The organism is Mucilaginibacter hurinus, assembly GCF_003324525.1.
In the GTDB taxonomy this organism is placed as follows: domain Bacteria; phylum Bacteroidota; class Bacteroidia; order Sphingobacteriales; family Sphingobacteriaceae; genus Mucilaginibacter; species Mucilaginibacter hurinus.
Genome location: NZ_QGDC01000008.1, coordinates 1 through 24,199 on the forward strand (window position 1 = coordinate 1; position 24,199 = coordinate 24,199).

The following is a 24,199-nucleotide window of genomic DNA, read 5'->3' on the forward strand; positions in this document are numbered from 1 at the left end:
CGATACTTTACAGGAACTCGAAGATGAACTGCTCAAATATCTTGTTTACTATAATTGGGAAAGACCACATCAGGGCATTAATGGCAAAAAACCTATCGATATGGTCTCCATAAACAACAAATAAAAACACCTAATTCCATTACCAAATTAATAAACCCTTACAGCAATGACGTCTTTTATAGTTACGATAGTAACAACAAAAATAAAATATAAAAAAACTAAACGACCTCTCCCCACTGCAAACCAATTACTACAAACTATCCTACTATCTTTCGCCCCAAATAATTAATTTCGCCGTACTAAAAACGAGAGGGGACAGCATTGGATTATTTAGAGGGATTAAACAAAGAGCAACGTGCGGCAGTTGAACAAATGACCGGACCGGTGATGATTATAGCCGGTGCAGGATCAGGCAAAACACGGGTGATAACGTACCGGGTAGCCCACCTTATACGCCATGGCGTTGATGCGTTTAACATACTTGTTTTAACCTTTACCAATAAAGCGGCCCGCGAGATGCGCGAGCGGATAAACCACCTGGTTGGCCCCGATGCAAAGAATATCTGGATGGGTACATTCCACTCCGTGTTTGCAAAGTTGTTGCGGGTTGAAGCTGACAAGATAGGTTACCCCAATAACTTTACCATTTACGATACCGACGACAGCAAAAGCGTAATCCGTGCCATACTTAAAGAAATGAGCCTGGATGATAAGTTGTACAATGCCAACTTTGTGTACAACCGCATATCAGCAGCTAAAAACAACCTGGTGTCATGGCAGGAATACCAGCAAAACCCACAGATCCAGGCTGATGACTTTAGCAGTGGCCGCGGCCATTTAGGCAAGGTGTATGAGAATTACGTAAACCGTTGTTTCCGTGCCGGAGCCATGGACTTTGACGATTTGTTGTTTAAAACCAACGAGTTGTTAAAAAACAATCCGGACGTATTAAATAAATATCAACACAAGTTTAAATACTTGATGGTTGACGAGTATCAGGACACCAACTTTTCGCAGTACCTGATAGTAAAAAAACTTGCAGCCGTTAACGAAAACATTTGCGTAGTGGGCGACGATGCGCAAAGCATTTATGCTTTCCGCGGGGCCAACATCCAAAACATATTAAATTTTGAAAAGGATTATCCTGAACTTAAAGTATTTAAGCTCGAGCAAAATTACCGCTCTACGCAAAACATCGTCAATGTTGCTAACAGTATTATAGCAAATAATAAGGAACAACTTAAAAAGCACGTGTTCTCTGAAAAAGAAAGCGGCGACAAAATTAAGGTGGTGCGCGCCTTCAGTGATAATGAAGAGGGTAAAATGGTCTCTGAATCTATTATGCAGGAACGCAGCAGCAAAGGCTTGAAGTGGAATGATTTTGCGATACTTTACCGCACCAATGCGCAGTCGCGCTCAATGGAGGAAGGCTTGCGCAAACTGAATATACCCTATAAGATATACGGCGGACTTTCTTTCTATCAGCGCAAAGAGATTAAGGATTTAATAGCTTATTTCCGTCTCACTTTTAATCCGAATGATGAAGAGGCATTAAAACGTGTGATAAACTATCCGAAACGCGGTATTGGCGATACTACGGTTGACCGGATCATACTGGCAGCTGATAAGCATAACCTAACGCCATTTGAAGTGATATTAAATGCCGGGCAATATTTAGAAAAGGCACCCGCGTCTTTACATTCCTTCTCTACCATGATTCAAAGTTTCCAGGTGATTACTAAAAATCAGTCTGCCTATGATGCAGCGCTGCACATTGCCCAACACTCCGGCTTGCTGAAAGACCTGTACGAAGATAAATCAGTTGAAGGGTTAAACCGTTACGAGAATATACAGGAATTGCTGAACGGTATAAAAGAGTTTTCAGAACGCGAAGACATTGAGGAGAAAGGCCTTGACGTGTTTATGCAGGACGTGGCCCTGCTTACTAATGACGACAACGATAAGAATAAGGACGCCGATACGGTATCGTTAATGACTATTCACTCAAGCAAAGGACTTGAATTTCCGCAGGTATACGTTGTCGGGTTGGAGGAAAACCTTTTTCCGTCGCAGATGTCACTTAATTCCCGCAGCGATCTGGAAGAAGAACGCCGGCTTTTTTACGTGGCCATAACGCGTGCCGAATATAAGCTTACGATAAGTTATGCAACCTCAAGGTTTAAATTTGGCACCCTCATAAGCTGCGAGCCCAGCCGGTTTTTGGATGAGATTGACGCAAAATATCTTGAACTCGATTTTACCGCCCGGCCCGCTCCGTCAGGGGGATCATCGTTTAACGATGAACGGAACGCATGGAGCCGGCCGTCCACGGGTGGCGGCGATTCATTTTCGCGCCCTAAACCAGCATCTCCCGTTAAAACCACCTCGGTACTTGCAAAAGCTCATGTGCCCTCGCCTGATTTTAAACCATCAGATACTTCGAATTTGCAGGTGGGTATGGAAGTTGAGCACGAGCGCTTTGGATTTGGCAAGGTCATCAGCCTTGAAGGTAATAAACCAGATATAAAAGCCACTATATTTTTTAAAGAGATAGGACAAAAACAATTGCTTTTAAAATTTGCTAAATTGTACATCTTACACTAAGTGCCCAACTTATTTACCCCTATTGTAGATTTTTTTCCACAACGCATTAAACACTTGTCTATACAAATGCAGTTATTTATGTTTGTAGCCATACAATGCACTATGGCACAAGCTTTGGATAAGCTCATGCATACCCTTTCCCCGTTAAACTGTTGAGTAATAAAATTAAGGACATGAGTGAGAAAAAAAGAACAAATAAATCTATTGGGAAAAACATTAGGATTTTACGCCACCAACGCGGCTGGAGCCAGGAAGACGTAGCTACCCGTTTAGGAATATCTATACCTGCTTTTTCGAAGATAGAAACCGGTGTTACCGATATCAACCTTTCGAGGCTTGAGCAAATTGCCAATATTTTTGAAGTTGCTGTTGTTTACCTGTTGGCATATGATATTGAAGAAGCTGAACCTGAGCCTTCGCATCTGAGCGTGGCACAAAAGAAACTACTTGAAAGGGAGGCCGAAATAGCTAACCTGCAGCGTAAGGTGATTGTGCTGTATGAAGAATTGCGCAACAAAAATTAATAAACTGTTCACTTCAAGCTACACAAATTTGAATTAAATCAGCTGGATTTTTCAGAATATTTATATATAGGTTAATCATTTTTAACTAAAATATAAAAAAAACCAGCTTTTATTGTAATTCATTAGCTATCACTAATTCATGTATGGTTTTGGAGTAACTATTGCAGTACATGGTTAAATAACAAAACCATGTCAAATTACCTGATATCTATTTCAAATAACGAGGCGGTAAAGGATGGTGTAATACATGATCCTAACACCAAGTTAAAGGTGAAGGCTTTTGATTTTTTGAAATCAAAGTTTAAACCAAGCAAGGGGGAAGTCAGATTTTTTGTTACCGCTAACGATGAGGTACTTGCGTTTGAAACTAAAGGATATAAAAAACACCGTGAACTGCTTATATTACAAATGATATCATGGTACTGCAGTTACCTGGGCTTGATGGAGGCAAGGATTTATCCTAACTGGCCTTAGCTATCAGTCCGGGCCGGATTGTGTAACATGTCGCTCATTTCTATAATTTTAGAGTCGATGTCAGTTACGCATTTATCCATCATATTTATGCACTCGTTTTGGTCTACCAATCCCTCCTTTTCAAGGTTCATTAGCCCCTTTAGGGTAGCAATAGGGCCGCGTATCTGGTGTGATAAATATGACGAGTATTCTGACAGCTTTCTGTTCTTAACCTGCAGATCCTTGGTACGTTCGTCTATAATTTCTTCAAGATGATGGTTAATGCGGTCGAGGTTGTCCTTTTGCCGCGAAACCTCAGCATTAAGTTCTGTAAGCTGCGAGTTTGTTTTAGCCTTTCGTTTTACGTTGCCTACCAGCAACACAATAACAACCATTAACAGCCCGGCAACCGTTGTTACGCCAAAAAATTTAACACGGTCAGTTTCCTGCTTAGCTTTCAAAAAAGCGCTGTTACGCTCAAGGGCTGCCTGCTCAAAATTTTTGGCCATTAAGTTAATTTTGGTAGACTCTGTAGTTTTATGGATAATACTATCCTGTCTGTATATCTCCTGCAGCACTTGCAGGGCCTGTTCATAATTTTTACGCTTGTACTCCATCTGGTACGTGGTGTACTGATAATCATATATCAGCTTTTTATCCTTTATAAGACCCGCGTAAGTTTGGCCCTCGGCCACTACGTTCTCCGCTTCTGTAAATTTATTTTGGGCTATATATAACGAAGCCAGCGTCAAGTTAACACTGGCTACGGTTTGATTAAGATCATTGGCTTTAGCAGCCCGGTTAGCCTGCAACAAAAGCTCCTGTGCCTTATCAAACTGTTTTAGGTTAAAATAAATAACGCCCTTGTTTTGCACGCAGGTAATCAGGTTGATAGAATCACCCAAACCGGTAAATATAACATCGCTTTTATTGTAGTAGTCGAGCGCCTCGTTAAAACGCTTCTGCCTGTAGCTTATATTTCCCATATTAAGATACAGCGAGGCTATCAACTGCTTATCATCTAATCTTTGGGCTATTACTAAAGACTTTTTCAGATTTTTTAAGGATTCCTGGTAGTCATTGTCGCGATAGAGGTTGCCAATGTTGTTATAAACTTTAGCAATACTGCGCAAGTCATTTATCTGCTCAAAAAAAGTGAGCGCTGTTAAATAGTTATCAATGGATTTCTCGGGTTCATTGGTATAGTAATAACCTAGCCCCAAAACGCGGTGGGATTCGCCTATGCCTTTTTTATACCCTAACTTGCGGGCGATGGAGAGCGCACGTTCGGCATTGCCAATGGTTTGCTCTGGATCAGTTAAACGGCTGTCATACCCCTGCTTATTTAACTTATTCACCTCGTTTGTGTCCTGAGACACAACCCCATAAGCGTTTTTTGCGTATGAGGATATGCTAAGGCAAATTAAGGCAAGAAAAAGCAGCCATCTTATCATCAAGTACCTATTACGAACAATTGGGGTGAAAGTTATAAAATTTAAATTATTATATAAATATTTACATTTTGTGGGCGTGAAAGTTTTTCACAGAATTGCTTTTAAATTAAAAAAACATAATTATATTTGCTTTGTTAAACAATTGATTTAGAATAAGTTATAAGAGAAATAATATTAAAAAATAATATGGCAAACGATGATCTGATTTAACAAGGTTAAAGAAGGTCCAAGCTAAAGGTTTTGTTCCCTGTTTTTAAAACGCAGAAATCAGGATCCAATAAGTTTGCACATGGTATTAATTAATAATTAAAACATAATTGATATGAAAAATTTAATCTATTTATTGGTAATTATTTTAACCATTGGTACATTTTCAATTAATGCGACGTCCAGTAAAAAAATGATTATTGTCCAGCCACACGTTGAGTTAAAAAAATTCACTGGCTTTAAAAACGACATAAGTTCAGCCGACTAATTATAATATATCATACAAAATAATATATCCATTACAATGAAAAAGTTACTTATAGCAGCAACGTTAATCATCAGCACAGGCCTATTGGCGTCGTGTCAGCAAAAAGCTGAAAGCCGCCCTACTGCACCGCTTAAAATATTTGTGGGCTTTAAGAAAGATATTAGCACCGCTGATGTTAAGTAACTATATATCAATTAAATAATCAATATAAAAATCGCAGATGTAATGAAACGGATACTATTGGCAGCAATTATTGTAAGCACAAGCATATTAACCTCTTGCAAAAAAGAGGACAATGTGAAGCCTGCCGTTCCTTTTCAAACACTCATTGGATTTAAAAAGGATATCAGTACAGCAGATTAAATATTAAATATCCATAACATACTAACAATACAGTAAAATATTAACCAACAATACAATAGTAAAATGAAAAAATTAATAATCGCTACAGCCTTAGTATTCTCAACAATCGCAACATCAATAAGTGCAACAGCAGCTTCTCAAGGCGATAAAAAAGACGTTGGCTCAGCAGATTTCCGCGGCGACAAAAAAGATGTGGGTTCAGCAGACTACAAAGGCGACAAGAAAGACGTGGGTTCGGCAGACGCTAAAGGCGATAAAAAAGACGTAGGCTCAGCAGACTAATTATTACAAAGACATCAATTCCAATCAACATAAATACATAACAACTCCAGATAACAACAACATGAAAAAGTTAATCATAGCATCAGCAATCATATTCTCAACTATAGTTTCAGCTTCTGCAGCAGATTTCAAAGGCGATAAAAAAGATGTCCAATCAACATAAATACATAACAACTCCAGATAACAACAACATGAAAAAGTTAATCATAGCATCAGCAATCATATTCTCAACTATAGTTTCAGCTTCTGCAGCAGATTTCAAAGGCGATAAAAAAGATGTAGGCTCAGCAGATTTCCGCGGCGACAAAAAAGATGTGGGTTCAGCAGACTACAAAGGCGACAAGAAAGACGTGGGTTCGGCAGACGCTAAAGGCGATAAAAAAGACGTAGGCTCAGCAGACTAATTATTACAAAGACATCAATTCCAATCAACATAAATACATAACAACTCCAGATAACAACAACATGAAAAAGTTAATCATAGCATCAGCAATCATATTCTCAACTATAGTTTCAGCTTCTGCAGCAGATTTCAAAGGCGATAAAAAAGACGTTGGCTCAGCAGATTTCCGCGGCGACAAAAAAGATGTGGGTTCAGCAGACTACAAAGGCGACAAGAAAGACGTGGGTTCGGCAGATGCTAAAGGCGATAAAAAAGACGTAGGCTCAGCAGACTAATTACTACAAAGACATCAATTCCAATCAACATAATACATAACAACTCCAGATAACAACAACATGAAAAAGTTAATCATAGCATCAGCAATCATATTCTCAACTATAGTTTCAGCTTCTGCAGCAGATTTCAAAGGCGATAAAAAAGACGTTGGCTCAGCAGATTTCCGCGGCGACAAAAAAGATGTGGGTTCAGCAGACTACAAAGGCGACAAGAAAGACGTGGGTTCGGCAGATGCTAAAGGCGATAAAAAAGACGTAGGCTCAGCAGACTAATTATTACAAAGACATCAATTCCAATCAACATAATACATAACAACTCCAGATAACAACAACATGAAAAAGTTAATCATAGCATCAGCAATCATATTCTCAACTATAGTTTCAGCTTCTGCAGCAGATTTCAAAGGCGATAAAAAAGACGTTGGCTCAGCAGACTTCCGCGGCGACAAAAAAGATGTGGGTTCAGCAGACTATAAAGGCGACAAGAAAGACGTGGGTTCGGCAGATGCTAAAGGCGACAAAAAGGATGTAGGCTCAGCAGACTAATTATTTAAAAGACAATCAACATAAATACATAACAACTACAGATAACATACAACATGAAAAAGTTAATCATAGCATCAGCAATCATATTCTCAACTATAGTTTCAGCTTCAGCAGCAGATTTTAAAGGCGATAAAAAAGACGTAGGCTCGGCAGATTTCCGCGGCGACAAAAAAGATGTGGGTTCAGCAGACTACAAAGGCGACAAGAAAGACGTGGGTTCGGTAGATGCTAAAGGCGACAAAAAGGATGTAGGCTCAGCAGACTAATTACTACTGGATGCTTTCCGGCGATTAATTAATACAACTACACTGTTCATAAAAATACAAATGAAAAAAACCATCGTAGCAGCCGTATTGGTAGTAACGACCGTAATCACAGCCTTATCTGTGAACAAACATGATAATACCAGCACTAAAGAAAACAGCATAAAGCTTGAAAAAGCAAAACTTAACAATACTTATAAAAATTTGCCTAAAACAGACATTTCAAGCATTGACTAATGCCACCTTGCTTGTTAAAAAATTCATGTAATGTGACCAAAGCATGCCGGTTACATTACAGGCTGGTCCGGGTATAGTTGCTCATTTGGTTACAATTAATAAATACGCTGACTTACCCCTTTTATTTTACTATAATACTCTCCTCTCAGTCATAATTCATATTCGAAAGGCTGATTCCACCCTACATTGCTTTATATTTGCTGCAAAATGTTTGAGCCATGCAACAAATAAAAAGCTATATCGAACAAAACAAGCAGCGCATGCTTGACGAACTGTTTGAGTTACTACGCTTTCCGTCGGTAAGTGCCGACCCAAAATATAAATCTGACGTTTTAAAAACTGCTGACTATGTTGCCCAAAAATTACGTGACGCCGGCGCTGATAATGTCGAGGTTTGCGAAACAGCAGGGTACCCCGTAGTGTATGGCGAAAAAATAATTAACCCGGCTAAACCCACAGTTTTGGTTTACGGCCATTACGATGTGCAGCCTGCCGACCCCCTGGAACTTTGGGAAACACCGCCTTTTGAACCCACTATACGCGACAATAGAATATATGCCCGCGGGGCCTGTGACGACAAGGGACAGTTTTATATGCATGTAAAAGCTTTTGAATTAATGATGCAAACCGGCACCCTCGCCTGTAACATTAAGTTTATGATAGAAGGCGAAGAGGAAGTAGGATCAGATAACCTGGGGCCCTTTGTTCAGGTCAATAAAGATAGACTGAAAGCTGACGTTATACTTATTTCAGATACCGCTATGATCAGCATGAAGCATCCGTCGCTGGAGACCGGATTACGCGGCCTTTCCTATCTTGAAGTTGAGGTAACCGGCCCTAACCGCGATCTGCACTCGGGTGTTTATGGCGGCGCGGTGGCCAACCCGGCTACCATACTGGCTAAGATGATAGCCTCATTGCATGATGATAATAACCATATAACCATACCCGGCTTTTATAATGATGTTGCAGAATTAAGTGAAGCTGAACGTATGGCACTGAATAACGCCCCATACAGCGAAGAAGAATATAAAGCCGACCTGGGCATTAACGAACTTTGGGGCGAAAAAGGCTATAGTACATTTGAACGTACCGGCACCCGCCCTACCCTTGAAGTAAACGGTATTTGGGGCGGGTATATCGGCGAAGGCGCAAAAACAGTATTACCGTCAAAGGCTCACGCCAAAATTTCTATGCGGCTGGTGCCTAACCAAATTTCGGCAACCATCACCAAATTCTTTACCGATCATTTTTTAAGGATAGCCCCACCCTACGTTAAGGTGAAAGTAACCCCGCACCACGGCGGCGAACCGGTTGTTACCCCTACCGACAGTGTGGCTTATCGCGCAGCACAAAAAGCCATTGCTGAATCGTTTGGCAAAGAGCCCATACCCACCCGTGGCGGAGGCAGCATCCCTATTGTAGCCTTATTTGAGGCGGAACTGGGTATAAAAACGGTTTTGATGGGTTTTGGACTGGATAGTGATAACCTGCATTCGCCTAACGAGAAGTATGATGTATATAATTATTACAAGGGTATTGAAACCATACCATTGTTTTATAAGTATTTTGATGAATTAAGTGCTTAGGGGTAAATAAAATTACAACTAGAGTTTACCCGGAAAACGCTTAGGTTAAGTTTAAGGTTTCGAGCCATTCGTGTGCCTCCGGTGCGCCTGTAGATGTATGAAATTATTTAACAATCCACTGCTCACAGCCTGCTAGAAACTTTTCATCAGCGTCGGCTCCTATACCAACCGAGTCATCAATATCTAAAAGATACCCTATGTATTTTACACCGCCTATGCATGGATCTGCCAAATGCCCCAGCATACAGGTATCCAGATCATAAAACTTAATGTTAGGGCTGGCGTAGGCAAAATGCAGTTTGGCGCTTAATGCAATGCGGCTTTCCAGCATGCCTCCCATCATGCAGGCAATACCCTTTTCGGCAGCTATATCGTGTATCTGCTTAGCCTCGTGTATCCCGCCCGACTTTGAGAATTTAATATTGATATAATGGCACGAGCCGCTGTTTATTTGCTTGCGCGCATCGTGGTGATTATACACACTTTCGTCGGCCATAATTTTCACCGTCGATAGCTCTATTAGTTCGGGCATGCGGTCGTCGTACCAGGTGCGCATGGGCTGCTCGCAAAACTGTATATTAAAGGGTGCTATATTTTGCAGGGCAAATACGGCGTCGTCATAACTCCAGCCCTGGTTGGCATCTACACGTATCTGCATTCCATCGCCAACAGCTGCCCTGATTAGCTTTATACGCTCCACATCAGTTTCCGGATCCTTACCCAGTTTTACCTTTAATATGGTAGCGCCTGAATTTTTAAAAGCCAAAGCCTTTTCGGCCATCACTTCAGGCGAAGCGATACCTATGGTAATATCCGTTTCAACAATGCGCTTTCGGCCACCTAAATATTTATACAACGGAAGGCCGGCATTTTTAGCGGCTATGTCATACAAGGCCATATCAAAGGCGCTTTTAATGGTGGTGTTACCGGCAGTAAAACTGTGCAGCTGCTGCAGACGGGCGGGTATATCCAGCGCGTTTTGCCCTACCCATAACGCGGCAAACTCCCGTGCCATAGCCAGGCAGGTATCCTGCGTCTCGCCTACTATCATCGGGAAGGCTGAACATTCGCCTACGCCGCAAAGGTCGGCATCGGTATGCACCCGGATGAATACGTTTTGCGCATAATCCATCGTACCCGTAGCGATGCTAAACGGCTGCATAGGTATGCTGAATCGGTAGATGTTGATTTGAGTTATTTTCATTTCCTTGCCTGACCACGACCGTCTCCAAAGAGAGAGAGTTCAACAATGTTTAGTCTTCTCTTAAAGAGGTTTAGTGAAGCCGAACAAAAGAGAGGACTTTTTCCTATAAATCTGAAATAAATGTAAAAAAAGACCCGCTACTTTTGAAATGGGCTGACTGAGGTAAAACTATTTGCACTTTAACACATTTAACTTATATTTGCGTTAGTACTTTCGTACTGATTCATTTCGGCTCTCCGGTTTCTGACTTCTGTTTTGAGGAACTGTCCATGCGCCGGAAATATTCAAAGACAATTTATTAAATTTAAAAACATACATGGCTTTACAAAACACGCCTGCTCCGTTTGATTATAATTCAACGAGGAATAAACTCATATTATCTGAATATGGCCGCAATGTACAAAATATGGTTAAGTACATTGTAGCGCTGCCAAGCAAGGAAGAGCGCAACCGCTATGCACAGGTTGTTATCGACCTGATGGGCTTTTTAAACCCGCACCTGCGCGACGTAGCCGATTTTAAGCATAAGCTTTGGGACCACCTTCACATTATATCTGACTATAAAATAGATGTTGATTCACCGTACCCGCCGCCATCACCAGAATCTATTCATCTTAAACCGAAGCCGCTTACTTACCCGCACCAACGCATCAGGTACAAGCATTACGGCAAAACCATAGAGCTGATGATAGCCAAGGCAAAAAACATTGAAGAACCCGAGCGCAAACGCCACATGGTACAGGCGATAGCCAACTTCATGAAAATGGCGTATGTGCAGTGGAACAAAGACTCGGTAGCCGATGAAATGATATTGGCTGACCTTACTGCGATGTCGGGCGGCGAATTACGGTTAGATGAAAACATTAACCTAAATAAAGTTGAGTACCGCACTGTAGCGCCTTCGCAAAATACCAACCGGGGCCGCAATAACAACCAAAACAACCGCGGCGGCGGCGGGCGCACTAATAATAATCAGCGCAATAACAACAACCAAAACAACCGCAACCGTAACAATGGCGGGGCACGCAAGTACTAACAGCCAATTTTAACGTTTTTATTATTAAGCTGACTTAAAAACAAATCGGAGCAGAAAACTATTACCTTACATTTACTACAATTACCACAATAATTATGAAGAACGCATTTGAGATACAGGGTGGCAAAAAGCTAAAAGGCGAAATTATCCCCCAGGGCGCAAAAAATGAGTCGCTGCAGGTTATCTCGGCTGTATTATTAACCAAAGAAAAAGTAACAATTAGCAACGTTCCTGATATAGTTGACGTTAATAAACTGATAGAGTTATTAGGAGATATGGGGGTGATTGTTGAACGTCTGTCGACTGATACTTATACCTTTGAAGCGAAAGATATCGACCTCGACTTTTTTCAATCAGATGCCTTTAAACAAAAAGGTGGCAGCCTGCGTGGCTCTATCATGATAGTTGGGCCACTACTTGCGCGCTTCGGTCGTGGTTCGATACCTAAACCGGGGGGTGATAAAATTGGCCGCCGCCGTTTGGATACGCATTTCTTGGGGTTTGAAAAATTGGGCGCCAAATTTAATTATAACGCGACAGATGAGTTTTATAATGTAGACGCCTCAAACCTGCAAGGCACTTATATATTGCTCGATGAAGCATCAGTAACAGGCACAGCCAATATTGTTATGGCTGCAGTGCTGGCTAAAGGCACCACCACCCTTTACAACGCCGCCTGCGAACCTTATTTGCAGCAGCTTTGTAAGATGCTGAACCGCATGGGCGCCAATATTAGCGGTATAGGCTCAAACCTTTTAACCATTGAAGGGGTTACCGAGTTGCATGGCACCGAGCACAAGATGCTGCCCGATATGATAGAAATAGGCTCTTTCATCGGTTTGGCCGCGATGACCGGCTCGGAGATAACTATAAAAGATGTACAATACAAAGAGCTGGGCATTATACCGGAAGTATTTAAACGTATGGGCATAAAGCTCGAACTACGTGGTGATGATATTTTTATACCGGCACAGGAATATTATGAGATAGAGACATTTATTGACGGCTCTCTGATGACTATATCTGACGCGCCCTGGCCGGGCTTTACCCCCGACCTGCTGAGTATCTGCCTGGTGGTAGCTGTACAAGCTAAAGGTTCGGTACTGATACATCAAAAAATGTTTGAAAGCCGGCTTTTCTTTGTGGATAAGCTACTTGAAATGGGCGCGAACATCATTCTTTGTGACCCCCACCGCGCCACGGTTATCGGACTTGATAAGCAAGTACAATTACGCGGCATTTCCATGACCTCGCCTGATATACGTGCCGGTGTGTCATTACTTATCGCTGCCTTATCAGCAAAAGGCAAATCCACTATTTATAACATTGAGCAAATTGAACGAGGATACCAACACATTGACAAGCGTTTGCAAGCATTAGGTGCTGATATTGTGCGGGTGTAACTCACCATTTATTACTTGACACAGTGAGTAGTTGTAAGTTCAGCTACTCACTGTTCACTCCGGTACTTTATCCATCCAAACCAAAAAAAAACTATCTTAGCGGCAAACCTATAACTGCAATGATCTACCGGAACAGGCGCGCTGCATATAGTAATTTTATACTCGTTTTTGTGGCCATTAAGATAGCATTGAACCTGCTATCTATTTCAAACTTTGGCTTCCACCGCGACGAATTATTACACCTTACGCTCGGCGACCATTTAGATTGGGGTTACAAAGAAGTACCGCCTTTCATAGCGTTTCTCGCCCGCATGTCTCTTTCAATATTTGGCGATTCGGTTTTTGCATCACGCATTTTAACTACCGTAGCCAGCGGCCTTATTATTTGGCTTACCGGTATGATTACAAGAGAATTGGGAGGTAAAAAGTTCGCCATCGCCTTAGCATGCTTATCACTGATACTTGCTCCCGCTTTTGCCGCCAGCGGGTACCTGTTTCAACCGGTAGTTTTTGATCAGCTTTGGTGGGTATTAACTGTATGGCTGCTTATTAAATATAGTAATACCACCAACATATCTTATTTGTATGCGGTAGGCATTACAGTGGGCGTGGGCATGCTCACCAAATACACTATGGCGTTTTTTGCAATCGCGCTCGTTATTGGCATACTTATCAGCAAGCAAAGAAAGCTGCTTTTTAATAAACATGCTTTAGGAGCGGCTTTACTCTCTTTACTAATATTTGCACCAAACCTGGTATGGCAGTGGCGCAACAACTTTCCGGTTGCCGGCCACATGAATGAATTACGCAGCACGCAGTTAGAGCATATCACCGCGGGCGACTTTATTATTCAGCAATTACTTGTTAATGGCGCGGCCCTCCCGGTTTGGATTACCGGTTTCCTGTTTCTTTTATTTTCTTTTAAACTTAGAAAATTTCAATTTTTAGCGATGGGTTACGTGCTCATATTCCTTTTTTTGCTACAGATGAACGGCAAAAACTATTACCTTTTCGGCGCGTACCCTATGTTGTTTGCTGCCGGAGGTTACGCGTTTGACCGCATACTCAAAACATCGCGGAAGCCACTTAAGGCCGCCGTTATTATTTTATTTACAGTGCCTAACTTGTTGTTGTTACCTTTAGTAATGCCGGTTTTACCTATTAGGCAAACGCTGGCTTTTTTTGAATTTAACAATAAAAACCTGCCGTTTTTAAGTTTTATTACTAAGTGGGAAGATCAACAGCAGCACGCTACCACACAGGATTATGCTGACATGTTTGGATGGCAGGAAATGACTGCACTGGTTGCAAAAGCTTATAACGGCCTGGGTGCGGAGCATAAACCGCATACCGCCATAATTGCTGATAATTACGGACAGGCGGGTGCCATACATATATTAGGAGCACGCTATAACCTGCCACCGGTAATATGCCTTAACAGTAGCTTTGCATTGTGGGCACCTGAACAAATTGCAGCACGATATATTATATACGTAGCTGAGGAATTTGACGATATGAAACACCTGTTGCCCATGGTGGAAAGTTACCACTCTATAGGCGAAGTTCAACATCCGTTCGCACGCGAAAAGGGGACGGGGGTATATCTGTTAGTTAATCCTAAACCCGCTCTTAATGAGCTTTATAAGAAAGACCTCGAAGCAACACGAAAAAAATGAATTTACGCGGTTTGCAAACCATTGTTTTGCTAATTATCTCAAACACCTTTATGACGTTTGCCTGGTACGGGCATTTGAAATTTAAAGAATATTCATGGGGGAAAAGCTTAGGATTGGTCTCCATCATTCTCATCAGTTGGGGCTTGGCTTTTTTTGAATATATATTTATGGTACCGGCTAACCGTGCCGGCTTTAAGGGCGACGGTGGCCCCTTCAACCTTGTGCAGTTAAAAACTATCCAAGAGACGATTACGCTAATCATTTTTATGTTATTCACCACCGTTTTCTTTAAAACAGAAAAGCTGGCTTGGAATCATTTAGTTGGATTTATGCTCATTGTACTGGCAGTGTTTGTGATCTTTAAGAAATGGTGATTTTTAAGCAGCGCGCTTACAACTGGTGGCGGCTATTACAGCCCGCAGTAAGCACTTGCAAATCCTTTTAAACATTGCATAAGGATTGCTTTGCAATATTATCTTCGCCTCCATTATTAACATTATCACAGTATATGAAAAAAATCTTTACTACAATTTTTATTGTATCGTGCATCAGCACACTAGCCTTTTCGCAAGCAAAGGAAAAAGGAACAAACGAATTTGGCGTTAATATTGGTTACAATGCCGCCACGGTTACCAGCGGTGGCAACACTAACAGCGATTACCGTCAGGGATTTAACCTGGGCGTTTCCATTGACCACTATTTTTCGCCTACCTGGAGTATTAAAAGGCAGGTTAATTTATGATCAAAAGGGCTGGGACCAGGGCTTCCTTGAGCTTATGGACGATAACGGCGTAATAACGCACATGGCCACGAATTATAAGCTGGATTATTTGACTATACCCGTGATGGCTAACTGGCATTTTGGACGTACAAAAAATTGGTATTTACATTTCGGCCCTTATGTAGCTTTCTTGTTGAACGTGAAAACATCTATTGCCAACACGGATATTAATCAGTTATGAGCAGTACAGATATAGGCTTTGATATTGGTATAGGTGTAAGGTTCCCTGTGGCTGAAAAAACACGGCTATTTATAGAACTTAACGGCCAGAGTGGCGATAGTGATGTATTGAAGGATAATACAGGCTCTCCTTTACGTAACAGTGTTTCGAGCGTAAATATTGGATTAGCGTTTTAAAAAAACCTGATAAACCAAGCTTTAGGGTTCTAAGGCTTGGTTTTATCAATTTTAAGTGATAACCAACTGTTATAATTGCCTGCCCGATTCCTAAAGTGCTACAGCCGGATTAAACTTTACCGCTTCGATATACAATGCACGCCCCTTTACTATAGCGGTCTCGGCTACTTTAGCGTAAGCTGCCGCTTTAAGAGCAGCTTCGCCTTCCATTTCCTCCCAACTTCCTTCATTACTTAATGAATAAGGTGTTGACTTACCATCAGTGCCCTTTAAAAGACCGGTAAACTGATAGCCATCAACAGCGCCTATAATGCCGGTAAAAACCGTGCCGTCTGTACGGTAATATACAAGGGGACCAATTTCTTTATCTTCCTTGTAAATACGTTCCATTACCCTGCCGCCTTCTTCTATGCGGCTATAGCCTTCACGCAGGCTGCCGGCATTCCACATACCATATTCAACTTTATTGGGTTTAGTATATTTACCCGCCTTAATATCGTTTCCATTGGGTTGAAACTCTCCTTCGAAAATGTCACCATTTCGTACACTTTTTCCGCGATATCTACGTAGGTTACGATACTCGCCTTCGAAGGTATTACCCTTTGTGTCAACATAATAACCTTTAGAAAAATTCCCCTCTTTATCAAAAATACCTTCAAAGGTAGCTTTATTTTCAAATGTCATTTTACCGCGATATGGCGCCGTTGTTGATATAGGCTCGCCTTCATACTCGGTACCATTGGTATATATTTTACGATAAATGCTTTTGTCATCAAAATCGACAGTTTTTACCCGGCCATCGGCAAACTTATAGGTATGTACCCCGGTTTCCTTGCCAGCAGTCCAGCTACCGGTATGTGTAAAAAGTTTACGCTTTTGCGTTACTGTACCGCTATAAATCTTATTGTCTTTAAAAACACCTTCATCCCCCTCGCCATCCGCGTACACTAATTTCCCCTGCCCATTGAGCATATTGTGTTTGTATCCGCCTTCGTAAAAGTCACCGTTCGCCATGGTAATTTTAACATTACCGCTTAAAACCCCCATGTCAAAGTTTCCTTCGTGTTTGTCGCCGTTTTTAAGGCTTAACAACCCTTTTCCGTGCGGCAACCCTTGTTTAGTATTCCCTACGTAAGTACCGGCCCCATCTGCAAGAGTTAGCGTTTCGGTGCAGTCGCCCTCACAAATGGACTTTGTGCTGCCCTGGTAAAAGGCTGTTGTTATACCTTTTTCCCTGCGCCTGTTAGCGTCATACCCCTCAGGGCTGCCCCCGAGTATCCTACTCGCACCATAATAGTCAAAGCCGGCAGCCAGTGCAAATTCTATAAAAGTGTTATAATTCTCGCCTGTGCGCTCAAGTCCGCTATCGTTGATTAATTTCTCAAGTTTATTTTCTTTTTCTTCATAAGCTGCTAAACGGGCAGCATTTTTTGTATCTATCGCAGCATTTCGTTTCATTACGCGATCATCAGCGTATACGTTGGTTTTTGCCGATGGCGTGTAAATGGCTCCCGTGGAAGATCGTTGAGATGATGATGAGGACGCTGTGGCCGTTTGGGTGGCAGGTTTATAACCGTTGGTAGAACCTGATGGTGCCGGTACAGCGAACGCTCTTTCAGTAGCACGCTGCAATTTCTTGTATTCGTTATATTGTGCCTGCGCAGTGGGTTGTGCATAAGCAATGTTCACTGATAAATAAAGTGCCGCCGCTGCGATACCGATTTTTTTTAAACTTGTCATGGTTGGTATTTGACACGCAAGTTGCAAAAAGAGGTATCAGAAACATATACCCTCATAACGGTATATTGTTACGATTGTAGAGTAACTATGTAAGCCGCTTACCATAAGCTGTTATAAAAAAAAGGCTGGCCCGATATCTCAAGCCAGCCTTTTAATAGCGCTACTAAAAAGCTATTTAACGCCTATGGACTCAGAAAATGCAGCAGCATTAGGTTCTCGTCCTAAAAATGCTTTCACCATATCAATCTCGGGCTTGGTCGCCGCCTTCTCCAGTATTTCCTTACGATATTTTAAACCGCTGGCCTTATCCATAACCCCTTTCTTTTTAAATACTGAAAACATGTCTTCAGCATACACCTTACTCCACATATAACCGTAATAGTTGGCCCCATATCCGTTAAGATGTCCGAACGAGCAAATAAAATGTGTATCCGGATGCGAGGGCAACAATGTCATCCGGCTCATGTTCAACGCCACATCATTAAGGCTGGTGTTCCTTATGCTATCATACTTGTCTTCATAAGTAAAATCAAGCATGCCATAATACACCTGCCTGATGTACATGCTGGCTATGCCTACTTTTTCTGCTGCTTTCATTTTATCAAACAGCTGTTTAGGTAAAGCTTTTCCGGTTTTGTAATGCCTGGCAAACATGCTCAATGGTTCATACTCGTAGCACCAGTTCTCTAAAAACTGTGATGGCGCTTCAACAAAATCACCCTTGGTGGCAAACGGCATTTGTGATGCTATAACAGACCGGCCAAGTAATGAGTGAACCAAGTGACCGAACTCATGGAAAAGCGTCACCACATCATGATGCGCAACAAGTGACGGTATTTCGGCGGTGCCTTCACTAAAGTTACATACCAGTGCCGCAACCGGTAATACTTCCTGTCCGTTTGCTTTGCGGTATATATTAATAGGAAAACATGCAAAGTGATTATACTTATTCGGACGCGGATACAGATCAAGATAAAATGATCCTACCTTTTTGCCATCCATAAACATATCGTAACTTTTTACCTTGCTGTCCCAAACCGGTAAACCGGCTACGGGTACTATCTTTAGGTTAAACAACTGCTCATATATGGTAAACATCCCTTTCAGCGTGTTTTCCATTTCAAAATATTCCTTTACCTCGTTAGGGTCAAGCTGATATTTTTTGTTAAGCAGTTTCTTTTTGTAATACTGAAAATCCCAGGGATTTAACGCACCCGATGTTTTTTGGGCGCTAAACTCTGCCAGTTCATTTTTAACAACGGGCGTAAGCTTGGCAACCAGATCATTTTCAAAAGCCCAAACATTAACCGGACGGGCCGCCATTTTATCCGCCAGCGTATATTCGGCATAAGTTTTAAAGCCGAGTTTGCTGGCATACATATTACGGTAATATAATAAACTATCCAGTTGTTGTATGTTTGCCGGATAGGCTATATTCATGTAGCGCATGTATACGCTTTTGCGGGTTTCTTCTTCATCGGCGTTTTCATAAAGTGCTACGGCGTTTGCATTGTTTATCTTAACCACATACCGGTCATTGCCCCGTTTCCATTTTGCCAGGAACTCTGGTGGTACACCTTTCAATTGAGCAGCATTAAACACAAGGCTGTCTTTCCACTCAGCAATATTTTTATCAAACGCCAAACCTATTTTTACAAGTTTCTCATTAAGTGCAAACAGCTCTTTGCGTGCATCTGTACTTAGCTTCATGCCATTCTTCTCAAAAGAAAAGATCGTTTCATTTAAAAATTTTTGCTGATCCGGTCGCAGGTTAACTGCAGTTGAAGCATAGGATTTAATCGCTTTATACAAAGGTTCATTAAGATATAAATTTCCTGCGTAAGTGCCGAGCTTGCCTGCTTCGACAGTGGCTGTGTCCCTTATAGCATCTTCACTATAGGTAGACGCGATCAAGCCGAGCTTTGACTGCAGATCAGTTACATTGTAATTGATCTTATCTACCACCATCATTGTGTTTTCGAAGCTTTTTTTGCCGGACGGCACCGTCGTGAGCTTTTTAATAAGCCCGTCTGACTCAGCAATAATCCTGGCGACTCCATCTTTAATATTGGCAGGGGTGACGTTTTTGAACTGTATAGGGGCATTGCTGTGCACCAACAGTGGGTTAACACTGGCGGGCGACTGTGCCATTACCAGCGACGTACCTGACAGCAGTAAGCTCACCGCTGCCAGCATTGGGTATTTTTTAAACATATAAATGAGGCCGTTACAACACCGGTTTATCCGGGGTCACTGTAAATATAAACAGAAAAAAATATTTGCAATTTAACGCTCACTAATATTCCTGCAAAATGGCTGTGGCCATTGATATTTAAAAGTTAGGATAATTACAAAAAGCGTCCCGCTTTTTAGTAAAACAGGACGCTAACTCTTTTAAGAATACCCTGGATTTATTTGCTAACTATTCGTGATTCAATATCGCGCCAGTCATAATAATGAAAAGTTTTGCCATTTGTCATAGCTACAAATAAGCCTTTAGGAAATCGTTTGTTTAAATTGACATTTGTTACTTCTGAGCCATCACTCTCCAGCGTTGAAAATGGAATGCTGGCTATCACTGTATGCTCATTGTGGTTTTCTGCACTACCTTCACGTTTATATACGTTAAACTTGTTTGCCTGTTGGTCAGAAACAAGGATATACCCCGTACCGGCACCCGTTTTGTAAATTGATATACCTTCAACATCTTCTGCAAAATCCCTGGTGCCGAAAAAGGCGAGTTCATGATTACCCTTAGCGGGATCGGCGTAGTACTTGTGTACACCGGCACCTTCATCAGCGTAATATATATAACCGAGTTCGTTGTCTGCCGCTATCGATTCGATTTCCTTTTTCCCGCTGTACTTACCAAATTTACGTTTAAGTGTGGCTTTTACCTTGCCGCTGCCGTCATCAGTTAATAAATACTGCCAAAGGTATGTGCCATCCGTTGGACCGGTTTTACGTCCTACTATCGCGTATATTTCTTTAGCGGGACTGGTGTAAAGCGCTATACCCATCAGGTCGCGATAGTCAGCTGTCGTCTCACCTTCAAATACGGGTATGCCGCCGTTGTCTACCGCTTTCATGTCCGGCAGGGAAAATATCCTTAACTTGTGTGTTTTTCGTTCTGTAACCACGGCGATGTCTACTGGCTTACCGCCAAGTAAAAGTCCGTAGGCTATGTCTACATTATTGGGACGTTTAAGATTGGCTACCTTGTTTACAACCTTCCCCTCCAAATCAAACACATACAATGCGCCGTTTACATCTTTATCAGTTCCAACAATCAACGATTTTGACGCATCCGCCGGGTTTATCCAAATAGCCGGATCGTCGGTGTCATGTGTTACAGTATCAGTTATAACAACCGGCACCAACTTGCCTACAGAATCAGTGGCCACCGGCTTTTGTGCCGTGGCAGATTGCTGTTTATACCCGCAGCCTGCCAGTGCGCTAAGCAGGGTTAACTGTGCAATATATTTTTTCATTTGTAATTGATTAAGCCGGGTGTAATAACCCGGCTGTAAGAAATTCAGTTCGATTACATATCGAATTTAATACCCACGTTAAAGCGCGGACGGTAAAACTCAATCTGCATGGTTTGATTCTTAGTCCCCTGGTAAAATCTTAACGGCTGATTAGTTAGGTTATTAGCTTCGGCGAATATGCGCCATTTCGGCAATATGCGGTATGATGCGTTTGCATCTAGGAAAAATTGCTTGTCGTAATAACTATCTTCAAAAGCTTCACCGCCTAGCTCGTACACATAAGAGTCGGCGAAGTTAGCAGACAGCCGTGAGGTAAACTTTTTGGTTTCATAAGATAACGAGAAATTGAACAGGTTAGGCGCCGTTCCGGGAAATTTAACATCATTGCGCAGTTCACCATCTGCATTATAAATACCACTGGCCTTTGAGCGGGTGAAGGTATAATTGGCGTATACGCCAAAGTGCTTTAAAAAGCCTGGTAAAAACTCCAGCTGACGTTGAAAAGCAACCTCAAAGCCATATACATTTACCTTATCCCCATTTCGCGGCTGAATAAATGTCCATTGATCGTTGCCCTCAATAGGGTTATCAAGGTCCGGGAAATCGTTACTAAAATCAGCAGCTTTATATGATGCATTACGGTACCTGTAGATAAAATTGTTTATGTTTTTGTAAAATACTCCTGCCGAAAGTAAACCTACCGAGCTAAAATACTTCTCCACCATAAAGTCAAGATTATAGGCATATGCAGCTTTTAAATTCTCGTTGCCTAAAAATAATTCCTGGTCACCTATTCGGTTGTCAAAAAATGGTACCAGGTCATAATAATTCGGGCGCGCAATTGATGTTGTGGCAGCCAAACGGAATACCAGATCCTCATCGGCATTATACTTAAACATTAACGATGGTAGCACGTTAAGGTAACTGTTGCTATTTGTGCGCTGACCGGTAATCTCCTCTTCGTCCTCCACTATGTTACCGGTATAATTAATACTGGTATTTTCAAAACGCACACCCGCTATCATTGATAACTTTTCGCTAAAATCCTGGTCCCAACGCAGGTAGCCCGCGGTAATAGTTTCTTTAGCATTATAGTTAATGGAGGCAAATTCGCTGGGCACACTTTCCGCTTCAAACAGCGAAGTATTAGCCAGATCAAGATTTCCTAAAAATGTTGCCGGAACTAAACTACCCAATTGGTACTGTGCGCCCGGTTGAAAGTTTTTTAAATTAATTGCATGCGTAGGTAGAGTTGTTAAATTTTCAAACAATGATTCATTACTGCCTACGGGGGCATACTCAAAAAAGTTATTATTACGGTTCTTTTTCTTCAACCGCAACCGGCCACCCACACGCAAACGACCCTTTTGTCCGTCCACAACACTGAAAGGAAAGCGCAGGTTAATTCTTGCACCGGTTTCGCTTTCCTTAGTGTAGTTACGATTTTCGGTAATTTCCTTTAAACCATAATCAGCTAAAGGCGTAGTAGCTGACGCTAACGGACGCTGAATATTGCTTAGATTTAAGCTAACCGGCTGCTCCTCAGCCTCAAAACTTATATAACGCTCATTAGGGCGCAATTCGCGCGCATCGCTGTATGATAGACCCCAGTCCAGGTTAATTGCTGATCCAAGCAAATGGTCTCCACGTAATGAAAAGTTTTTTACACGCTGGTCTTCTAAACGGCGGCTTTTGTTGCGGCCATTGTTGATACCGCCCTTGGTTTCACGTTGTATACTACCTACAAACCCGCCCTCGCCGTCGGGCTCGATATCTGTATAACGCAGGCGATAACGATTCTCGCGATCGTCGCGCCAGTTGTATATACTGGTAAACGATAAACTGTTGCGCGCATCAATTTTAAAATCAGATGCCAGCGAAACACTGCGGCGGATGCGTTGAACGTCATATTTGCGTACTTCCTGCTCTTCTACATATACGTTACCATCGTCATCTTTTTTCCAAACAGCCTCCACATCGTCTGATCCGTAATCATTGTTGTTGTATGATGCACTTAACACCACTCCCAACCTATTATCAAAAAAACGGTTACCGGCGATAAGCGAGCCTGTATAAAGGGCTTTTTCTCTTATTGGATTATAACCCGACGATAGTGTGCCCGACAAACGCAGGCCGTTAGGGGCAGCACGAGTAATCAGGTTTACTGATCCGCCAATCGCATCGGCATCCATGTCAGGCGTAAGGGTTTTGTTTACTTCTATGGTTTGTATCATGTCTGATGGTATCAGGTCCATCTGTACACGGCGGTTGTCGCCTTCGGCGCTTGGTATACGATCGCCATTCAACGATACCGAGTTTAGCTCAGGCGCTATACCGCGTATAATGATGTCGCGCGCTTCCCCCTGGTCGTTTTGCATGGTAATACCGGGAATACGTTTCATCGCGTCGCCTATGTTTTGGTCCGGGAACCGGCCTATCTGATCGGACGATACGACGTTGGTGATGTTGGGGTTGGTTTTCTGTTGATTAAGCGCCCTGGCCTGCCCACGTAAACGGTCGCCCATAATAACAACTTCGTTTCCTGCCAGGCCGCCTTCTTCCATCAAAACGATAAGTTCGGCAACTTTGCCCGGAACAACTGTAACCTGGGCCGAATAAAGCTTAAAGCCAATGTAAGTAACCGTAACCGTATAATTGCCTGCGGGAACATTTAAAAACTCATAATTGCCCTGGCTGCCTGATACCGTATAACGGTTACCGGCACTCAATTTTAAGGTAGCGCCGGGTAAAGATAGTTTGGTATTTCCATCTATAACCTTACCGGCAATAAAACCGCTTTGCGCAAAGGCAAAATTGGCAAAAAGGATGCAGCTTAATACCACCGCAAAAAACTTAGATAAAGATTGAAGCATATAGATAATTTTAAGCTGCAATGTTATCCGGCGTGGATTAATAATAGATAAAGTGCTAATTATAGTATTATGTACTATATATGATTTTACCGTTAAGTATTAACGCGGATGTGCGCCTGATTTAAATTTTTGATAGCTACATTTTAACATAAAGTAAACACAACCTTGTT

Annotated in this window: 26 protein-coding genes; 20 read left to right on the forward strand and 6 right to left on the reverse strand. The window is 42.0% G+C overall.

The genetic code is table 11. The annotated features are described in order from the left end of the window. The first annotated feature begins 321 nt into the window (after positions 1 to 321). The 3 genes from DJ568_RS13985 to DJ568_RS13995 all read left to right on the forward strand — a co-directional run bounded on the left by DJ568_RS13985 (position 322) and on the right by DJ568_RS13995 (position 3,602). Complete coding sequence (locus DJ568_RS13985) at positions 322 to 2,604, forward strand: ATP-dependent helicase (protein ID WP_114005922.1); 2,283 nt, start codon at positions 322 to 324, stop codon at positions 2,602 to 2,604. 173 nt (positions 2,605 to 2,777) lie between these two features. Beyond that, positions 2,778 to 3,128, forward strand: coding sequence for a helix-turn-helix domain-containing protein (locus DJ568_RS13990; protein ID WP_114006086.1), 351 nt, complete (start codon positions 2,778 to 2,780; stop codon positions 3,126 to 3,128). A gap of 189 nt (positions 3,129 to 3,317) precedes the next feature. Then, positions 3,318 to 3,602 (forward strand): hypothetical protein, encoded by a 285-nt coding sequence (locus DJ568_RS13995; protein WP_114005923.1) that lies wholly within the window; start codon positions 3,318 to 3,320, stop codon positions 3,600 to 3,602. Here the strand turns inward: DJ568_RS13995 and DJ568_RS14000 are convergent. Then, positions 3,599 to 5,035 carry a tetratricopeptide repeat protein gene (locus tag DJ568_RS14000; protein ID WP_114005924.1) on the reverse strand — a complete coding sequence of 479 codons (1,437 nt, stop codon included), beginning with the start codon at positions 5,033 to 5,035 and terminating at the stop codon, positions 3,599 to 3,601. The genes DJ568_RS13995 and DJ568_RS14000 overlap by 4 nt on opposite strands. 511 nt (positions 5,036 to 5,546) lie before the next feature. On the opposite strand from DJ568_RS14000, the gene DJ568_RS17235 reads away from it, so the two are divergent. From DJ568_RS17235 to DJ568_RS14035, 10 genes are all read left to right on the forward strand, one after another. Continuing rightward, positions 5,547 to 5,693 (forward strand): hypothetical protein, encoded by a 147-nt coding sequence (locus DJ568_RS17235; RefSeq protein ID WP_158534935.1) that lies wholly within the window; start codon positions 5,547 to 5,549, stop codon positions 5,691 to 5,693. A gap of 42 nt (positions 5,694 to 5,735) precedes the next feature. After that, positions 5,736 to 5,873, forward strand: coding sequence for a hypothetical protein (locus DJ568_RS17240; protein WP_158534936.1), 138 nt, complete (start codon positions 5,736 to 5,738; stop codon positions 5,871 to 5,873). Positions 5,874 to 5,936: 63 nt separating this feature from the next. Then, on the forward strand, positions 5,937 to 6,155 hold the full coding sequence (locus tag DJ568_RS14005; RefSeq protein WP_114005925.1) for a hypothetical protein: 219 nt from the start codon (positions 5,937 to 5,939) through the stop codon (positions 6,153 to 6,155). A 191-nt stretch (positions 6,156 to 6,346) separates the two neighbouring features. Continuing rightward, positions 6,347 to 6,559, forward strand: coding sequence for a hypothetical protein (locus tag DJ568_RS14010; protein WP_114005926.1), 213 nt, complete (start codon positions 6,347 to 6,349; stop codon positions 6,557 to 6,559). A gap of 61 nt (positions 6,560 to 6,620) precedes the next feature. Beyond that, a complete protein-coding gene (locus tag DJ568_RS14015; protein ID WP_114005926.1) occupies positions 6,621 to 6,833 on the forward strand; it encodes a hypothetical protein in 213 nt (70 codons plus the stop codon). Positions 6,834 to 6,893: 60 nt separating this feature from the next. After that, positions 6,894 to 7,106: a hypothetical protein gene (locus DJ568_RS14020; protein ID WP_114005926.1), complete on the forward strand. Its 213-nt coding sequence runs from the start codon at positions 6,894 to 6,896 to the stop codon at positions 7,104 to 7,106. Between the two features lie 60 nt (positions 7,107 to 7,166). Continuing rightward, on the forward strand, positions 7,167 to 7,379 hold the full coding sequence (locus DJ568_RS14025) for a hypothetical protein (protein WP_114005926.1): 213 nt from the start codon (positions 7,167 to 7,169) through the stop codon (positions 7,377 to 7,379). 53 nt (positions 7,380 to 7,432) lie between these two features. Then, a complete protein-coding gene (locus DJ568_RS14030; RefSeq protein WP_114005927.1) occupies positions 7,433 to 7,645 on the forward strand; it encodes a hypothetical protein in 213 nt (70 codons plus the stop codon). 60 nt (positions 7,646 to 7,705) lie between these two features. Further along, positions 7,706 to 7,879 (forward strand): hypothetical protein, encoded by a 174-nt coding sequence (locus tag DJ568_RS17245; RefSeq protein WP_158534937.1) that lies wholly within the window; start codon positions 7,706 to 7,708, stop codon positions 7,877 to 7,879. Between the two features lie 218 nt (positions 7,880 to 8,097). Continuing rightward, a complete protein-coding gene (locus tag DJ568_RS14035; RefSeq protein ID WP_114005928.1) occupies positions 8,098 to 9,468 on the forward strand; it encodes a dipeptidase in 1,371 nt (456 codons plus the stop codon). Positions 9,469 to 9,571: 103 nt separating this feature from the next. Here DJ568_RS14035 and DJ568_RS14040 read toward each other — a convergent pair whose 3' ends face one another. Beyond that, positions 9,572 to 10,672 (reverse strand): mandelate racemase/muconate lactonizing enzyme family protein, encoded by a 1,101-nt coding sequence (locus DJ568_RS14040; protein WP_114005929.1) that lies wholly within the window; start codon positions 10,670 to 10,672, stop codon positions 9,572 to 9,574. Positions 10,673 to 10,988: 316 nt separating this feature from the next. Here DJ568_RS14040 and DJ568_RS14045 point away from each other — a divergent pair, with 316 nt between their 5' ends. The 7 genes from DJ568_RS14045 to DJ568_RS14070 all read left to right on the forward strand — a co-directional run bounded on the left by DJ568_RS14045 (position 10,989) and on the right by DJ568_RS14070 (position 15,925). Then, positions 10,989 to 11,708: a DUF4290 domain-containing protein gene (locus tag DJ568_RS14045; RefSeq protein WP_114005930.1), complete on the forward strand. Its 720-nt coding sequence runs from the start codon at positions 10,989 to 10,991 to the stop codon at positions 11,706 to 11,708. Positions 11,709 to 11,803: 95 nt separating this feature from the next. Then, positions 11,804 to 13,111, forward strand: coding sequence for a UDP-N-acetylglucosamine 1-carboxyvinyltransferase (murA, locus tag DJ568_RS14050; RefSeq protein ID WP_114005931.1), 1,308 nt, complete (start codon positions 11,804 to 11,806; stop codon positions 13,109 to 13,111). 23 nt (positions 13,112 to 13,134) lie between these two features. Further along, entirely contained in the window at positions 13,135 to 14,787 is a 1,653-nt protein-coding gene (locus tag DJ568_RS14055; RefSeq protein ID WP_147238764.1) for a glycosyltransferase family 39 protein, read from the forward strand. Next, positions 14,784 to 15,161 carry a DMT family protein gene (locus DJ568_RS14060; RefSeq protein WP_114005933.1) on the forward strand — a complete coding sequence of 126 codons (378 nt, stop codon included), beginning with the start codon at positions 14,784 to 14,786 and terminating at the stop codon, positions 15,159 to 15,161. Before DJ568_RS14055 ends, DJ568_RS14060 begins: the two co-directional genes overlap by 4 nt. Before the next feature lie 134 nt (positions 15,162 to 15,295). Beyond that, complete coding sequence (locus tag DJ568_RS17250; protein WP_158534938.1) at positions 15,296 to 15,529, forward strand: porin family protein; 234 nt, start codon at positions 15,296 to 15,298, stop codon at positions 15,527 to 15,529. Positions 15,530 to 15,563: 34 nt separating this feature from the next. Further along, positions 15,564 to 15,749, forward strand: a complete 186-nt coding sequence (locus DJ568_RS14065; protein ID WP_233496696.1) for an outer membrane beta-barrel protein — start codon at positions 15,564 to 15,566, stop codon at positions 15,747 to 15,749. Further along, positions 15,746 to 15,925 (forward strand): hypothetical protein, encoded by a 180-nt coding sequence (locus DJ568_RS14070; RefSeq protein ID WP_114005935.1) that lies wholly within the window; start codon positions 15,746 to 15,748, stop codon positions 15,923 to 15,925. The genes DJ568_RS14065 and DJ568_RS14070 overlap by 4 nt, the downstream gene beginning before the upstream one ends. 90 nt (positions 15,926 to 16,015) lie before the next feature. Here DJ568_RS14070 and DJ568_RS14075 read toward each other — a convergent pair whose 3' ends face one another. From DJ568_RS14075 to DJ568_RS14090, 4 genes are all read right to left on the reverse strand, one after another. Next, positions 16,016 to 17,665 carry an MORN repeat-containing protein gene (locus tag DJ568_RS14075; protein WP_114005936.1) on the reverse strand — a complete coding sequence of 550 codons (1,650 nt, stop codon included), beginning with the start codon at positions 17,663 to 17,665 and terminating at the stop codon, positions 16,016 to 16,018. A gap of 171 nt (positions 17,666 to 17,836) precedes the next feature. Further along, complete coding sequence (locus DJ568_RS14080) at positions 17,837 to 19,879, reverse strand: M3 family metallopeptidase (RefSeq protein WP_114005937.1); 2,043 nt, start codon at positions 19,877 to 19,879, stop codon at positions 17,837 to 17,839. Between the two features lie 197 nt (positions 19,880 to 20,076). Continuing rightward, positions 20,077 to 21,156, reverse strand: a complete 1,080-nt coding sequence (locus tag DJ568_RS14085) for a phytase (RefSeq protein WP_114005938.1) — start codon at positions 21,154 to 21,156, stop codon at positions 20,077 to 20,079. Positions 21,157 to 21,209: 53 nt separating this feature from the next. After that, positions 21,210 to 24,029 carry a TonB-dependent receptor gene (locus DJ568_RS14090; protein ID WP_114005939.1) on the reverse strand — a complete coding sequence of 940 codons (2,820 nt, stop codon included), beginning with the start codon at positions 24,027 to 24,029 and terminating at the stop codon, positions 21,210 to 21,212. Positions 24,030 to 24,199 lie beyond the last annotated feature (170 nt).